General features: G+C 40.3%; 14 protein-coding genes, 1 tRNA gene, 3 rRNA genes and 2 riboswitches. Of the genes, 14 read left to right on the top strand and 4 right to left on the bottom strand.

The features are described 5' to 3' along the window. The 7 genes from ASC42_RS12945 to tsaD all read left to right on the top strand — a co-directional run. Positions 1–145: ribosomal RNA gene (locus tag ASC42_RS12945) — 23S ribosomal RNA — on the top strand; the annotation flags it as partial. A gap of 97 nt (positions 146–242) precedes the next feature. Further along, positions 243–359 (top strand): 5S ribosomal RNA (rrf, locus tag ASC42_RS12940). A gap of 24 nt (positions 360–383) precedes the next feature. Next, a tRNA-Met gene (locus tag ASC42_RS12935) sits at positions 384–460 on the top strand. A gap of 160 nt (positions 461–620) precedes the next feature. Continuing rightward, positions 621–1,094 (top strand): tRNA (adenosine(37)-N6)-threonylcarbamoyltransferase complex ATPase subunit type 1 TsaE, encoded by a 474-nt coding sequence (gene tsaE, locus ASC42_RS12930; RefSeq protein ID WP_055442050.1) that lies wholly within the window; start codon positions 621–623, stop codon positions 1,092–1,094. Next, positions 1,075–1,779: a tRNA (adenosine(37)-N6)-threonylcarbamoyltransferase complex dimerization subunit type 1 TsaB gene (gene tsaB / locus ASC42_RS12925; RefSeq protein ID WP_055442049.1), complete on the top strand. Its 705-nt coding sequence runs from the start codon at positions 1,075–1,077 to the stop codon at positions 1,777–1,779. Before tsaE ends, tsaB begins: the two co-directional genes overlap by 20 nt. Then, positions 1,780–2,223: a ribosomal protein S18-alanine N-acetyltransferase gene (rimI, locus tag ASC42_RS12920; RefSeq protein ID WP_082435734.1), complete on the top strand. Its 444-nt coding sequence runs from the start codon at positions 1,780–1,782 to the stop codon at positions 2,221–2,223. Then, positions 2,220–3,233, top strand: a complete 1,014-nt coding sequence (gene tsaD, locus ASC42_RS12915; protein WP_055442048.1) for a tRNA (adenosine(37)-N6)-threonylcarbamoyltransferase complex transferase subunit TsaD — start codon at positions 2,220–2,222, stop codon at positions 3,231–3,233. The genes rimI and tsaD overlap by 4 nt, the downstream gene beginning before the upstream one ends. Before the next feature lie 296 nt (positions 3,234–3,529). Here tsaD and ASC42_RS12910 read toward each other — a convergent pair whose 3' ends face one another. Continuing rightward, positions 3,530–5,425: an ABC-F family ATP-binding cassette domain-containing protein gene (locus tag ASC42_RS12910; protein WP_055442047.1), complete on the bottom strand. Its 1,896-nt coding sequence runs from the start codon at positions 5,423–5,425 to the stop codon at positions 3,530–3,532. A gap of 227 nt (positions 5,426–5,652) precedes the next feature. Between ASC42_RS12910 and ASC42_RS12905 the strand changes: the two genes are divergently transcribed. After that, entirely contained in the window at positions 5,653–6,288 is a 636-nt protein-coding gene (locus tag ASC42_RS12905; RefSeq protein WP_032099477.1) for a redox-sensing transcriptional repressor Rex, read from the top strand. Between the two features lie 9 nt (positions 6,289–6,297). Here ASC42_RS12905 and ASC42_RS13835 read toward each other — a convergent pair whose 3' ends face one another. Both ASC42_RS13835 and ASC42_RS12900 read right to left on the bottom strand, forming a co-directional pair. Further along, entirely contained in the window at positions 6,298–6,471 is a 174-nt protein-coding gene (locus tag ASC42_RS13835) for a YdiK family protein (RefSeq protein WP_032099476.1), read from the bottom strand. Beyond that, positions 6,468–7,205: a CPBP family intramembrane glutamic endopeptidase gene (locus tag ASC42_RS12900; protein ID WP_032099475.1), complete on the bottom strand. Its 738-nt coding sequence runs from the start codon at positions 7,203–7,205 to the stop codon at positions 6,468–6,470. Before ASC42_RS12900 ends, ASC42_RS13835 begins: the two co-directional genes overlap by 4 nt. A 225-nt stretch (positions 7,206–7,430) precedes the next feature. Between ASC42_RS12900 and groES the strand changes: the two genes are divergently transcribed. The 3 genes from groES to ASC42_RS12885 all read left to right on the top strand — a co-directional run bounded on the left by groES (position 7,431) and on the right by ASC42_RS12885 (position 10,082). Further along, positions 7,431–7,715, top strand: a complete 285-nt coding sequence (gene groES / locus ASC42_RS12895; RefSeq protein ID WP_004888755.1) for a co-chaperone GroES — start codon at positions 7,431–7,433, stop codon at positions 7,713–7,715. Positions 7,716–7,785: 70 nt separating this feature from the next. Continuing rightward, entirely contained in the window at positions 7,786–9,402 is a 1,617-nt protein-coding gene (groL, locus tag ASC42_RS12890; protein ID WP_006323915.1) for a chaperonin GroEL, read from the top strand. A gap of 170 nt (positions 9,403–9,572) precedes the next feature. Further along, entirely contained in the window at positions 9,573–10,082 is a 510-nt protein-coding gene (locus ASC42_RS12885; protein ID WP_055442046.1) for a GNAT family N-acetyltransferase, read from the top strand. Between the two features lie 16 nt (positions 10,083–10,098). On the opposite strand, the gene ASC42_RS12880 is transcribed toward ASC42_RS12885, so the two are convergent. Further along, positions 10,099–10,635 (bottom strand): DUF6944 family repetitive protein, encoded by a 537-nt coding sequence (locus ASC42_RS12880; protein ID WP_055442045.1) that lies wholly within the window; start codon positions 10,633–10,635, stop codon positions 10,099–10,101. Positions 10,636–10,767: 132 nt separating this feature from the next. Next, positions 10,768–10,869, top strand: a riboswitch (purine riboswitch). Between the two features lie 94 nt (positions 10,870–10,963). Here ASC42_RS12880 and guaA point away from each other — a divergent pair. The 3 genes from guaA to ASC42_RS12865 all read left to right on the top strand — a co-directional run. Beyond that, positions 10,964–12,484, top strand: coding sequence for a glutamine-hydrolyzing GMP synthase (gene guaA / locus ASC42_RS12875; protein ID WP_055442051.1), 1,521 nt, complete (start codon positions 10,964–10,966; stop codon positions 12,482–12,484). Between the two features lie 82 nt (positions 12,485–12,566). Next, positions 12,567–12,668: riboswitch (purine riboswitch) on the top strand. 116 nt (positions 12,669–12,784) lie between these two features. Next, on the top strand, positions 12,785–14,110 hold the full coding sequence (locus tag ASC42_RS12870; RefSeq protein ID WP_032099481.1) for an NCS2 family permease: 1,326 nt from the start codon (positions 12,785–12,787) through the stop codon (positions 14,108–14,110). Between the two features lie 251 nt (positions 14,111–14,361). Next, positions 14,362–14,546 (top strand): 16S ribosomal RNA (locus tag ASC42_RS12865); the annotation flags it as partial.

Raw genomic sequence — 14,546 nt, 5'->3', positions numbered from 1 at the left:
TAAGCGTGAAGCCCCCCTCAAGATGAGATTTCCCATCGCGTCAAGCGAGTAAGATCCCTTGAAGATGACAAGGTAGATAGGTCCGAGGTGGAAGCGTGGCGACACGTGCAGCTGACGGATACTAATCGATCGAGGACTTAACTAAACACATAAGAAAAGCGTAGGCGACTGCTTAACCTGTTATCTAGTTTTGAAGGAATCATCCTTCACGCCTAAAAAGGCGAAACGAAAAAGCATGTTTGCTCGGTGACGATGGCGGAGAGGTCACACCCGTTCCCATCCCGAACACGGAAGTTAAGCTCTCCAGCGCCGATGGTAGTTGGCGGGACACCGCCTGCGAGAGTAGGACGTTGCCGGGCATTATTATGTTTATTTTCTATTGCCGCGGGGTGGAGCAGCCAGGTAGCTCGTCGGGCTCATAACCCGAAGGTCGCAGGTTCAAATCCTGCCCCCGCAACCAATGAAACGAAACAACGAAACGGTGTAAGTTTCGTATTTTTTTATGCCTTTTTTGCGTTATGATTTGTTTTCGTGTACACTTATATGTGTAGCATTTCCTTAGGAGAGTGATCCTAAGGTCTTTTTTGTATATTGATTTTATTCAATTAGGGGAATGAACGATGAAAACATATGAATATGTATCACATCATCCTGAAGATACGTTAGCATTAGCGATGAAACTTGCTCGATATGTTCAACCTAAAGACGTTATTACGTTAGAAGGTGATTTGGGAGCAGGAAAAACAACGTTTACAAAAGGATTAGCAAAAGGTTTAGGAATTGACCGTAATGTGAACAGCCCAACTTTCACTATTATAAAGCAGTATGAAGGGCGCTTACCTTTGTATCATATGGATGTATATCGTTTAGATGAAAGCGAAGAAGATTTAGGGTTTGATGAATATTTTTTTGGTGATGGTGTAACAGTTGTCGAATGGGCACATTTAATTGAACCATATTTGCCATCTGAGCGTTTACATATTACGATTCACCATGCGGATGGAGAAAATCGAATCATTCGTTTTTCACCGATTGGTGAACGTTATAAACAGCTATGTAAGGAGATTTTTAGTGATGAAAGTGTTAGCCATTGATACATCTACATTTGTTATGGGGATCGCTATCGTTGATGGACAAGTCGTTAAAGGCGAAATGATTACGAATTTGAAAAAAAATCATTCGATACGAGTAATGCCTGCGATTGAGGCGCTTCTTCAAGAATGTGAGGTAAGCCCTCAAGATCTTGCCCGTATTGTTGTTGCGAAAGGACCTGGATCATACACAGGTGTTCGCATTGGTGTGACGATTGCTAAAACGCTGGCTTGGACGCTAAACATTCCGCTTGTCGGTATATCGAGTTTAGAAGTGATGGCAGCAAATGCGAAGTATTTTGATGGGCTTATTGTTCCATTAATGGACGCTCGGCGTGGACAAATTTATACAGGTCTTTATAAAGCTGAAGGGGGCAACATTCAATCCATTGTAGCTGATCAAGTTATTTTGGCGACAGATTGGGCAAATGAATTAAAATCGTACAATGAACCAATTTTATTAGTTGGAAATGATAGTGTGCTACACGAAGCAGTGTTTGTTGAAGCGCTAGGTCGTTCTGTCCAATTAGCCTCAGCGACCCTTCACAATCCGCGCCCAAGCGAACTTGCATGGTTAGGAATGAATCGTCAACCAGAAGATGTTCATACATTTGTCCCAAACTATATTCGTTTAGCAGAGGCCGAAGCGAATTGGCTTGCTCGTCAACAAGAAAGGGCGGAAGGTTAAGTGAATGTTTTTTTTCGCTTTATGACGCTTCAAGATCTTGATCGTATTATGGAAATTGAGCAATGTTCATTTACACTTCCGTGGAGCCGTTCTTCCTTTTATCAAGAATTGACAAACAATCCGTATGCTCGTTATATTGTGATGGAGTATGATGGACAAATTATCGGTTATTGTGGTATGTGGCTGGTCATGGATGAGGCACATATTACAAACATTGCGGTATTGCCGAAGTTTCGTGGCAAAAAGTTAGGAGAAGCACTGATGAAACAGGCGATGGAGTTGGCAAAAAAAGAAGGAGCGCAAACAATGACGTTAGAAGTGCGAGTATCGAACATCGTTGCACAATCATTGTATCGGAAACTCGGTTTTTTAAATGGAGGTATTCGTAAACGATACTATTCGGATAATCAAGAAGATGCATTAGTCATGTGGGTGAGATTATGAGTAAAAAGGATATATTTGTACTTGGAATTGAAACAAGTTGCGATGAAACAGCTGCAGCCATTGTGAAAAACGGACGTGAAATTGTAGCTAACGTTGTCGCTTCACAAATGGAAAGTCACCAGCGATTTGGAGGAGTTGTTCCTGAAATTGCCTCACGTCATCATGTTGAACAAATGACGCTCGTGTTAGAAGAAACGATGAGGCGAGCAAATATGGATGTGAGCGAGCTCGATGCCATTGCGGTGACAGAAGGTCCAGGATTAGTAGGTGCGCTATTAATCGGCGTAAATGCAGCGAAAGCATTAGCTTTTGCACATCGCATTCCTCTTGTTAATGTGCATCATATCGCAGGACATATTTATGCGAATCAGCTTGTACAAGAAATGAAATTTCCACTTTTAGCCCTTGTTGTATCAGGAGGTCATACGGAACTCGTTTACATGAAGGAGCATGGTGTATTTGAAGTGATTGGCGAGACGCGCGATGATGCGGCAGGGGAAGCGTATGACAAAGTTGCCCGAGCGTTACAACTACCTTATCCGGGAGGACCCCACATTGATCGCTTAGCGAAACAGGGAAAACCAACTATTGATTTACCGCGCGCATGGCTTGAAGAAGGTTCATATGATTTTAGTTTTAGCGGATTAAAATCAGCGGTTATTAATGCGTTGCACAATGCAAAACAGCGTGGAGAGACGATTCGTCCTGAAGATATGGCAGCAAGTTTTCAGGCAAGTGTTGTTGAGGTGTTAGTTGAAAAAACAATTCAAGCAGCTACGCATTACAACGTGAAACAAATATTGCTAGCTGGCGGTGTGGCAGCAAATGAAGGACTGCGTACGCAATTACAAAAACAAATGAAGCAGCTGCCTGAAGTCGAGTTAGTTATCCCGCCGTTGTCGCTTTGCACAGATAATGCGGCGATGATTGCGGCAGCGGGGACGGTATTATTTCAACAAGGAAAGCGAGCGACAATGGCGTTAAATGCCAGCCCAAGTTTACTGTTATAGCAAGTGGGTGTCCCGGACGTAACGGGGCACCCTTTCTTATAATCGTATAAATTTCCTAGAAGAAAAACGGCACTCTTTTTTGTGGATTATTTTATCCACATATATGTGAATAATGTGGAAAACGTTGATTGTATGTTATTTTATCATAACGAGTTAACCACAATGATATATGTGGATTTTTTAAATTTTTTGTGGATAATGTGGAAAAATCGGTGAATAACTTATATTTAGGTGTTTTTTCTGTGGATATATTTGTGTAAAAAATGAGCTAGTCCACAAATAGGGCTAGCTCATTATTATTGTTGTAAAAGTTCCCATTGTTCAAATAGTTCGTCGAATTTTTTCTTTAGTTCTTCGATCTTTGCTTGAGTATCCCGAGCTTTTTCATAGTCGTTGTAACAGGAAGGATCATATAATTGTTGTTCATACGTAGCGATTTGTTGCTCCAGTTGCTCCATTTCCATTTCTAGCTGTTCGATTTTTCGTTGTCGTTGCCGTTCAAGCTTTTTTCGTTCTTTTTCTTCTTCATATGAACGCTTTAGTGAAGAGCGTTCTTCTGTTATTGTCTTTTGATTGATTTGTCCAAGCTCAAGCAGTTCTGCTTTTTTTGCTACGTAATAATCATAGTCTCCTAAGTATTCGATAAGTCCATCTGTGGATAACTCATATATTTTGGTTGCGATTCTGTTAATAAAATAACGGTCATGAGAGACGAATATAATGGTCCCAGGATATTCAATGAGTGCTTGTTCTAGCACTTCTTTGCTATCTAAATCCAAATGGTTTGTCGGCTCGTCTAAAACTAATACGTTCGCTTTTTTCATCATTAGCTTAGCGAGAGCGAGCCGCGCTTTTTCCCCGCCGCTTAATGTCTGAACAGACTTCAATACGTCGTCACCAGAGAATAAAAAGTTTCCGAGAATGGTCCGAATTTCTTTCTCTGTTTTTAATCGATCTTCATCCCACAGCTCGTCGATGACGCGTTTATTAGATGTTAATTCCGCTTGTTCTTGATCATAATAGCCGACCTGGACGTTTGTTCCGTAACGCAGCTCCCCTTGTTTTATAGGAAGTCGTTTGACGATCGTTTTTAAAAGAGTTGATTTGCCAATTCCATTTGGTCCAATTAATGCGATACTATCCCCGCGAGTGATGCGAAACGAAAGATTTTTTGCGATGATGTGATCGTAACCGATCGCTAGATCGTTAGCTGTTAGCACATCATTTCCGCTTGGGCGTTCAATCTCGAAACGAAACGATGCCGATTTTTCATCACCGAGCGGTTTTTCGATGATGTTCATTTTTTCTAATTGTTTTCTGCGGCTTTGTGCTCGCTTTGTTGTTGAGGCGCGAGCGATATTTCGTTGAATAAAATCTTTTAATTTTGTGATTTCCTCTTGTTGTTTTTCATACAGTTTTAGTTGTTGTTCGAACTGTTCCGCGCGTTGTTGTAAGTAGCTTGTATAGTTGCCGACATATTTTTTTATTTTTGTGCGCGACAATTCGTACACTTGTGTGACGATTTGATCAAGAAAATAGCGGTCGTGCGAGACGATGAGAATGGCTCCTGTATAGTTTTTTAAATACTGTTCAAGCCATTGTAATGTTTCCATATCTAAATGGTTCGTTGGTTCGTCTAAAATAAGTAAATTTGGCTTAGTCAGAAGTAGTTTTCCTAGCGCTAGTCTCGTCCGCTGTCCGCCGCTTAATGTTGATACTTTTGTTGTATAATCGTACTGGGAAAAGCGAAGGCCATGAAGAACAGAACGAATATCTGCTTCATATTGATAACCGCCTTTTTCCTTAAATTCCGTTTGTAAACGATCATATTGTTCTAATAGTCTTTCGTAGTCAGCATCATGCAAGCTCATTTGTTGTTCTAGTTCACGCAATTGCTTTTCCATTTGTTGAAGCGGGGCAAAAACATCGAGCATTTCGTCCCAAATAGAGCGATGAGCTTGCAAACCTGTATATTGATCTAAGTAGCCGATTGTCACATGTTTTGGCTTTATAATTTCACCTGTATCGTATGACAATTGCCCAGTAATGATTTTTAATAATGTTGATTTTCCTGCACCGTTTCTCCCAACTAGAGCAATGCGATCTTTTTCTTGTATTTCAAGTTTTATGTCTGATAAAACTTGTTCAGCCCCATATGATTTGGATAGTTGGTTTATTTGTAAAATGATCATCATTTCTCACCTCAATCTTCTTTTGATAGTGTAACGCACTTTCTTCATGTTCGGCAATACTAGTGTGTGAATAACAAATTTGACAAAAATAATAATAAAGGGTACAAAGGAAAGACAGAATGAAAAAAATAGTGTATAGTTTAAAAGTGGAGAGAACTTTTTCGATGTATAGGAGAGAAAAATGAAAGCGCTAACTATTTGTGAAAGGAAATGTGGGGGATTGACTCGTGAACAATGAACAACCAAAAATTCCGCAGGCGACCGCAAAGCGACTACCGTTGTATTATCGTTTTTTGAAAAACTTGCATGCATCAGGAAAGCAGCGTGTATCTTCAGCGGAGTTAAGTGAAGCTGTAAAAGTCGATTCAGCAACGATTCGCCGTGATTTTTCATACTTTGGTGCGCTTGGAAAAAAAGGATACGGATATAATGTGAATTATTTGTTGTCTTTTTTCCGTAAAACGTTAGATCAAGATGAAACGACAGAAGTCGCGTTATTTGGAGTCGGTAATTTAGGGACGGCATTTTTGAACTACAATTTTAGCAAAAACAATAATACGAAAATTGTGATGGCGTTCGATGTAGATCCAGATAAAGTCGGAACAGAAGTCGGAGGAGTTCCAGTTTATCATTTAAATGAATTGGAAGAAAAACTCGGTGGAATTACGGTAGCGATTTTAACTGTTCCTGCTCAGGTTGCTCAGCCGATTACTGACCGACTTGTTCAAAAAGGCATTAAAGGAATTTTAAACTTTACGCCTGCTCGTCTGCATGTGCCAGAGCACATTCGTGTTCATCATATTGATTTAGCGGTCGAATTGCAGTCACTCGTTTACTTTTTAAAACATTACGGAAATGAGTAAACCTCCCGTTTATGAGCGGGAGGTTTTTTTTAATAAAGAGCGAATCGCTGTGCCAAAATCAAATGTTGCAATTAGGATGAATAACATCGTCGTTACATCCCAAATACCATCATCGGCACTATCCACAGCAAAATAAGTAAATAAAATGCCCATGAGAAAATAAAACAACGGTTCAGATTTCATGAAAACAGCCTCCAAATCACGAATTGCATTTGTTCTGCTTCGCGCATCATTTTTTCAATTTCTTCAGCGAATAATGTTTGAATGGCGACGACAAAGGTGTTCATGAGCACATGGGCCACAATGGGTACGAGAATACGTTTTGTTTTGACATATAAGAACGCAAATACAAATCCCATTGTTGCATAAAGAAGCAAATGCTCGAATTCTAAATGAACAACAGCAAATAAAAGTGAACTGACAAGGGCTGATAAAAGAAAGTTATATTTTTCATACAACGTCCCAAAAATAATTTTTCGAAAGATGATTTCTTCTAAGATTGGTCCAACGATCGAAGTGACAAGCATAAGTGCTGGTGTGAGCTTTACCATTTCGACGATGCGTCGTGTGTTTTCGGATCCCATTTCGACACCAAAGAGGTGTACTTCGATGTTTGCTGCAATGCCTTGAGCGAAAAGAGCGAGCAAAAACCCCCCAATTGCCCAAAAGATCGACGTTCCAATTGATGCTTGATGGCGATCGTACGAATACTTCATATCTTCTTTCATGAAATAAAGAACGAAAAAAAGAGCAATCGAAAAACTAATAACAGCCCAATAACCAGAGGCGATCGAAAAAGCTACTTCTTTATTTGATGCGTTAATAAATCCGCTATGTGCGAGCAAAGGAACGCCAACTAAACTGGATAGTTGCATAGCAATGTATGTAATGATGACAAACCAATATTGCTTTTTCACATGTTCAACCCCTTTTTGCAAAATGAGTACTTTTTCATTTTACCATATTTTTTGTATGAATTTCGAAAGGAAAGACATAATGAAAAAGGGAAACATTTAGTGAAAAATTTTTAACTTCCTACTTGCAAAATTGAAAAAAGTTCATTAATATAATAAGTGTGTTAGCACTCAATAATAACGAGTGCTAATAACGGAACGAAAATCTAATTAAGGAGGTCGTTTGCCGTGTTGAAGCCACTAGGTGATCGCATTGTTATTGAATTAATCCAAACTGAAGAGAAAACAGCGAGCGGAATTGTTTTACCAGACACAGCGAAAGAAAAACCACAAGAAGGAAAAGTTGTTGCAGTTGGTTCAGGCCGTGTTCTTGACAATGGTGAGCGTGTAGCTCCAGAAGTGAGCGTTGGTGACCGCATCATCTTCTCAAAATATGCGGGTACAGAAGTGAAATATGATGGAAAAGAGTACTTAATCTTACGTGAAAGCGACATTTTAGCTGTGATTGGTTAATCGTTCGCCTGATAACATATAAAGCATACAAAAATACTTAACAAAAATGATTATCAAGGGGGTAAGATGTATGGCAAAAGAAATTAAATTCAGCGAAGAAGCTCGTCGTGCGATGTTACGCGGTGTAGATAAATTAGCTGATGCAGTAAAAGTAACATTAGGTCCAAAAGGTCGTAACGTTGTATTAGAGAAAAAATTTGGTTCGCCACTCATTACAAATGACGGTGTAACAATCGCGAAAGAAATTGAATTAGAAGATCCGTTTGAAAATATGGGTGCGAAGCTTGTTGCGGAAGTAGCAAGCAAAACAAACGATGTTGCTGGTGACGGTACAACAACAGCGACTGTATTAGCACAAGCGATGATTCGTGAAGGTTTGAAAAACGTAACAGCTGGTGCGAACCCAATGGGCATTCGCAAAGGTATTGAAAAAGCTGTTGCTGTTGCAGTAGAAGAATTAAAAGCGATCTCTAAACCAATTGAAGGCAAAGACTCAATCGCTCAAGTTGCAGCGATTTCTGCGGCTGACGAAGAAGTTGGTCAATTAATCGCAGAAGCAATGGAACGCGTTGGTAAAGACGGCGTCATTACATTAGAAGAGTCTAAAGGTTTCACAACAGAATTAGATGTTGTGGAAGGTATGCAATTTGATCGCGGTTATGTATCTCCATACATGATCACAGACTCTGATAAAATGGAAGCTGTATTAGAAAATCCGTACATCTTAATTACAGATAAAAAAGTTTCAAGCATTCAAGAACTTCTTCCTGTATTAGAGCAAGTTGTTCAACAAGGCAAGCCATTGTTAATCATTGCTGAAGATGTAGAAGGCGAAGCGCTTGCAACATTAGTTGTGAACAAGCTTCGCGGTACATTCACAGCTGTTGCAGTAAAAGCGCCTGGCTTCGGTGATCGTCGTAAAGCGATGCTTCAAGATATCGCGATTTTAACAGGTGGTGAAGTGATCACAGAAGAGTTAGGTCGCGAATTGAAATCAACAACAATTGCTTCACTCGGTCGCGCAGCGAAAGTTGTTGTAACGAAAGAACATACAACAATTGTTGGTGGCGCTGGTCGTGCAGAAGACATTCAAGCACGCATCAACCAAATCCGTGCTCAATTAGAGGAAACTACTTCTGAGTTTGATCGTGAAAAATTACAAGAACGTTTAGCAAAATTAGCTGGTGGTGTTGCGGTAATCAAAGTTGGTGCTGCAACAGAAACAGAATTGAAAGAGCGCAAATTACGCATTGAAGACGCATTAAACGCAACACGTGCCGCAGTTGAAGAAGGTATCGTTGCCGGCGGTGGTACAGCGTTAATGAACGTATACAGCAAAGTTGCAGCTATTGAAGCTGAAGGTGACGAAGCAACGGGTGTGAAAATCGTTCTTCGTGCAATCGAAGAGCCAGTTCGTCAAATCGCACAAAACGCTGGTTTAGAAGGCTCTGTCATCGTAGAGCGCTTAAAAACAGAAAAGCCTGGCATCGGCTTCAACGCAGCAACTGGCGAGTGGGTTGACATGATCGAAGCAGGTATCGTTGACCCAACAAAAGTAACTCGCTCTGCACTTCAAAATGCAGCGTCTGTTGCCGCTATGTTCTTAACAACTGAAGCGGTAGTTGCTGACAAGCCAGAAGAAAACAAAAATACACCAGGCATGCCTGACATGGGCGGCATGATGTAATACTTTTTCGTGTGGGAGAAGTGGCGTTGGTCGCTTCTCCCGCATTTTTTATGTAAAGGACCTATCCCCTTATAAGAAGATAAGGGGATTTTTTATTTTTAGACATTTTAAAATTATGTGTGAATGTTAATGTAGAAATATACAATGAAACGATGCGAAGGAGTATGATTATGTTAGAAGATGTTACATTTAGAATAGCGAGTATAGATGATTTACCGACAATCGTTAGCATTTACAACTCGACAATTCCAAGTCGATTAGTAACTGCTGATACAGAGCCCGTATCGATAGACGATAGATTGGAATGGTTTAAGGAACACAACCCTAATCAAAGACCTCTATGGATGGTGAAATATGGAGATGAAGTTTGTGGTTGGGTAAGCCTTCAATCTTTTTACGGGAGACCAGCCTATCATGCGACTGCTGAGATAAGTATTTATCTTCATGAAAATTTTAGAGGAAAAGGATTAGGGAAAAAGATTTTAGCTAAAGTGATAGCGGAGTGTCCGAAGTTTGGTATTGATACTTTGCTCGGATTTATCTTTGCGCACAACGAGCCGAGCATGAAACTATTTTTGAGTGTAGGTTTTGAGAAGTGGGGATATTTGCCGAAAGTCGCCGAGTTAGACGGGATGAAAAGAGATTTAATTATTGTTGGAAAAAAGATTGATTCGTTTTAGCATTGAAAAAAAAAGGCTACTCTTTTGTTTCACGAGTAGCCTTGTTTTCTAACTGACTTAAAAAACAAAGAACAGAGCCAACAGCTTGAATCCATGCCCCAATGATGCCAATCGTCTGCCCTCCCTCTTTACTTCCTCGTCCTTCACATATGCCACCAATAGCTTGTAAGGCGTTGCCGATCGATTGAAGCAAATTTCCCACTGGGCTTAAAGATGACTGCTCACCTTCCCAATCATCCGCAAACGCAATGAGCCCCCCTAATGATTGTAACCAATTTCCTGTGATCTCCTGTTGACTTCCATCTTTGTTTAATAGTCCAGCAACAACGGTTACGTTACCGATAGCTTGAATTTGATTTCCGTATATACCTAGTGTATCAGGGATCTCGGCATCTGCCTCTAGGGCGTTTCCTGTCGCTTGCAATACGTTTCCCCATAAATCAAGGGCGAACTGTTTCTTATCGCTTAAAAAAGGAATGCTTCCAATGGCTGAAGTGACAGTACCTACAGCTTGAGTAAATGAACCGATAAGTGCTTTCGTTTGAACATCCATAGTTAGTTATTCTCCTGTAACCTATTTCATTGATATATCATATGCACGTAATATATTGTTGTTAATTGTTAGAAAATTTAATAAAAACGGAGGTATCTTGACCGATGAGGAATGAAGTTGGTAGAATGAATTAAAATTTAAGATGCTTACCTTCGTATATCCTCGATAATATGGTTCGAGAGTCTCTACCGGGACACCGTAAATGACCCGACTACGAAGGCAGTGTTCTATATTGCTAGAATTCTGCCTTCGTTTTTTTATGCGAGGGTATGAATGCTAGCTTTTTTATTATATGTAGATGGGGTGATTTCGTTTGAGTCAGCAGGAAATGATCGTCGTTTTAGATTTTGGTAGCCAGTACAATCAGTTAATTACGCGCCGTATTCGTGAATTTGGTGTGTACAGCGAGCTACATCCACATACGATTACAGCAGAGCAAATTCAACAAATGAATGTAAAAGGGATTGTTTTTTCGGGTGGTCCAAATAGTGTATATGACGAACAAGCATTGACGTGCGATCCAGCACTTTTTCAGTTAGGCATTCCGATTTTAGGTATTTGTTATGGCATGCAGCTAATGACGCATCATTTAGGTGGGAAAGTTGAAAAAGCGACTCATCGGGAATATGGGAAAGCAACGATTACGGTACAACGTGCGTCGCAACTGTTTGGTGACTTACCGACAGAGCAAATTGTTTGGATGAGTCATGGCGACTTAGTGACAAAAACGCCAGAAGGGTTTACCGTTGATGCGACAAGCCCATCTTGTCCGATTGCCGCGATGAGCGATGAAACGAGAAAGTTTTATGCCGTTCAGTTTCACCCAGAAGTGCGCCACTCAGTATATGGAAATGAATTGTTAAAACGATTCGTGTTTCACATTTGTAAGTGTAAAGGCGATTGGACGATGGGAAGCTTTATTGAGCACGAAGTTCGTAAAATTCGTAGACTTGTAGGCGATAAAAAAGTGCTTTGCGCTTTAAGTGGTGGTGTTGATTCGTCGGTAGCAGCTGTTCTCGTTCATCGTGCGATTGGCGATCAGTTAACGTGCATTTTTGTTGACCACGGTTTGCTTCGCAAGGGGGAAGCAGAAAGTGTCATGAAAACGTTCCGTGAAGGTTTCCATATGAACGTCATTAAAGTGGATGCAAAAGAACGGTTTTTAAATAAATTAAAAGGTGTAAGTGATCCAGAGCAAAAACGAAAAATTATTGGGAATGAGTTCATTTACGTGTTTGATGACGAAGCAGCAAAGCTAGATGGCATTGAGTTTTTAGTACAAGGTACGCTTTATACCGACATTATTGAAAGCGGCACAGCAACGGCTCAAACGATTAAATCACATCATAACGTTGGTGGCTTACCGGAAGACATGAAATTTAAACTAATCGAACCGCTAAATACACTTTTCAAAGATGAAGTGCGTGCACTCGGTACAGAGTTAGGTATTCCAGACGAGATTGTATGGCGTCAGCCGTTTCCGGGTCCAGGACTTGGCATTCGTGTATTAGGTGAAGTGACAGAGGAGAAGTTAGAAATCGTTCGTGAATCGGATGCGATTTTGCGTGAAGAAATAAAGAGAGCAGGACTTGATCGTGACATTTGGCAATACTTCACGGTACTCCCTGACATTCGTAGCGTTGGGGTGATGGGAGATGCCCGCACGTATGATTATACGGTCGGCATTCGTGCTGTAACGTCGATTGATGGGATGACAGCGGATTGGGCGCGCATTCCTTGGGATGTTCTTGAAGTAATTTCTACACGTATTGTAAACGAAGTGCCTCATGTTAATCGCGTTGTTTACGATATTACAAGCAAGCCACCGGCAACAATCGAATGGGAGTAAAAGCGAACAAAAAAATATTTAAATAAAAAAATGTTCGTGATTTAACTTGACTCTACTCCGTTTTGTTGTTAGAATGTATGTGTAAAGTAAATAGAGGATACATCGTATAATCTCGAGAATATGGCTCGGGAGTCTCTACCAAGCTACCGTAAATAGCTTGACTACGATGTGTAATGTGGGGGAGAGGGATCTGCTTGGTTCCTCTCTATGTTCTGTGCATTATGCATCATAGTCAACGCTTCTGGTAGTTTGCTAGAAGCGTTTTTCTTTTTATTACAACATATGGAGGGACTTGAAGTGATTAAGAAGTATTTTCAATTTGATGAGTTTGGTACAAATTACAAGAGAGAGATTGTTGCAGGTTTAACAACTTTCTTATCGATGGCTTATATTTTATTTGTTAATCCAGCTGTTTTATCATTAAGTGCTGTACCAGATTTACCGAATGAAATGAGAATGGATCAAGGTGCAGTATTTACGGCGACGGCTATTGCGGCAGCTGTTGGATCCTTGTTAATGGGATTAATTGCGCGCTATCCTATTGCGCTTGCACCGGGGATGGGGTTGAATGCTTTCTTTGCTTTTACTGTTGTATTAACGATGGGTATTCCTTGGCAAACAGCGTTATCTGGCGTTCTTATGTCTGGAATGATTTTTATCTTACTTACGCTAAGTGGTATTCGTGAAAAAATCATTAACTCAATTCCAGAAGATTTAAAATATGCAGTTGGTGCAGGAATCGGGTTATTTATTACGTTTATTGGATTCCAAAACGCAGGTATTATTGTTAATAATGACGCAGTTCTTGTTGGCCTAGGTCATTTAACAAATGGGAATACATTGTTGGCTATTTTTGGAGTAATCATTACCGTTATTTTAATGGTTCGTCGTGTAAACGGCGGAATCTTCATTGGAATGGTGGTTACAGCTGTCGTTGGAATGATTGCAGGATTAATCGATGTACCAACAAAAGTAGTTGGTTCTGTACCGAGTTTAGCACCTACATTTGGAGTAGCTTTTGAACATCTTGACCAAATTTTCAATATTAAAATGCTAGCTGTTGTGCTAACATTTTTATTCGTCGATTTCTTTGATACCGCAGGAACGCTAGTGGCGGTCGCGAATCAAGCAGGGTTATTAAAAGATAATAAATTGCCACGAGCCGGGAAAGCGCTTTTTGCTGATTCTTGTGCAACGGTTGTTGGAGCAATTTTAGGGACGTCTACAACAACATCGTACATTGAATCCTCAGCTGGGGTAGCGGCTGGTGGACGTACAGGTTTTACTTCTGTCGTAACAGCAATTTTATTTTTGCTTGCGTTATTTTTCTCTCCACTGTTATCGGTTGTGACAGCACCAGTCACAGCACCGGCATTGATTATTGTTGGTGTACTAATGGTATCATCGCTTGGAAAAATTGAATGGACTCGTTTTGAAATTGCTGTTCCTTCATTTCTAACATTAATTTCAATGCCTTTAACGTATAGTATTGCAACAGGAATTGCGATTGGGTTTATTTTTTACCCAATTACAATGATTGCGAAAGGTAAAGCGAAAGAAATTCATCCAATTATGTACGGTTTATTTGTTGTTTTCATTCTATATTTTGCATTTTTAGTTGAGTAACTACTATAGTGACAGACTGAGAGGCTTGGGTCATTACTTCCAAGCCTTATTTTTTTAAAAAACAGTTGACGAGATATTTTGTTTTTGATAATATACTTATTGCTGATTGAAACAAGCAATTTATGAAAAATAAAAAAGTGTTGACAAAGAAAACAGTAAATGTTATATTAAAAAGGTCGCTCAAAGAGCGGTAGAGATGTTCCTTGAAAACTGAACGAAGCGAAAAGCGTACAAAAGCTAAGGATAACTTTTCTATGGAGAGTTTGATCCTGGCTCAGGACGAACGCTGGCGGCGTGCCTAATACATGCAAGTCGAGCGGATCGAATAGAAGCTTGCTTCTATTTGGTTAGCGGCGGACGGGTGAGTAACACGTGGGCAACCTGCCCTGTAGACGGGGATAACACCGAGAAATCGGTGCTAATACCGGATAACACG

The organism is Anoxybacillus suryakundensis, assembly GCF_001418025.1.
Lineage (GTDB): Bacteria > Bacillota > Bacilli > Bacillales > Anoxybacillaceae > Anoxybacillus > Anoxybacillus tengchongensis.
The sequence above is the reverse complement of the archived record's forward strand: the minus strand, read 5'-3'. Positions and strand labels throughout refer to the sequence as shown.

Bases quoted from the DNA above. Each gene is read 5' to 3' on its own strand.
- tsaE (WP_055442050.1), top strand. From the start codon at position 621: ATGAAAACATATGAATATGTATCACATCATCCTGAAGATACGTTAGCA.
- tsaB (WP_055442049.1), top strand. From the start codon at position 1,075: ATGAAAGTGTTAGCCATTGATACATCTACATTTGTTATGGGGATCGCT.
- tsaD (WP_055442048.1), top strand. From the start codon at position 2,220: ATGAGTAAAAAGGATATATTTGTACTTGGAATTGAAACAAGTTGCGAT.
- ASC42_RS12910 (WP_055442047.1), bottom strand. From the start codon at position 5,425: ATGATCATTTTACAAATAAACCAACTATCCAAATCATATGGGGCTGAA.
- ASC42_RS13835 (WP_032099476.1), bottom strand. From the start codon at position 6,471: ATGAAATCTGAACCGTTGTTTTATTTTCTCATGGGCATTTTATTTACT.
- groL (WP_006323915.1), top strand. From the start codon at position 7,786: ATGGCAAAAGAAATTAAATTCAGCGAAGAAGCTCGTCGTGCGATGTTA.
- ASC42_RS12885 (WP_055442046.1), top strand. From the start codon at position 9,573: ATGTTAGAAGATGTTACATTTAGAATAGCGAGTATAGATGATTTACCG.
- ASC42_RS12880 (WP_055442045.1), bottom strand. From the start codon at position 10,635: ATGGATGTTCAAACGAAAGCACTTATCGGTTCATTTACTCAAGCTGTA.
- guaA (WP_055442051.1), top strand. From the start codon at position 10,964: ATGATCGTCGTTTTAGATTTTGGTAGCCAGTACAATCAGTTAATTACG.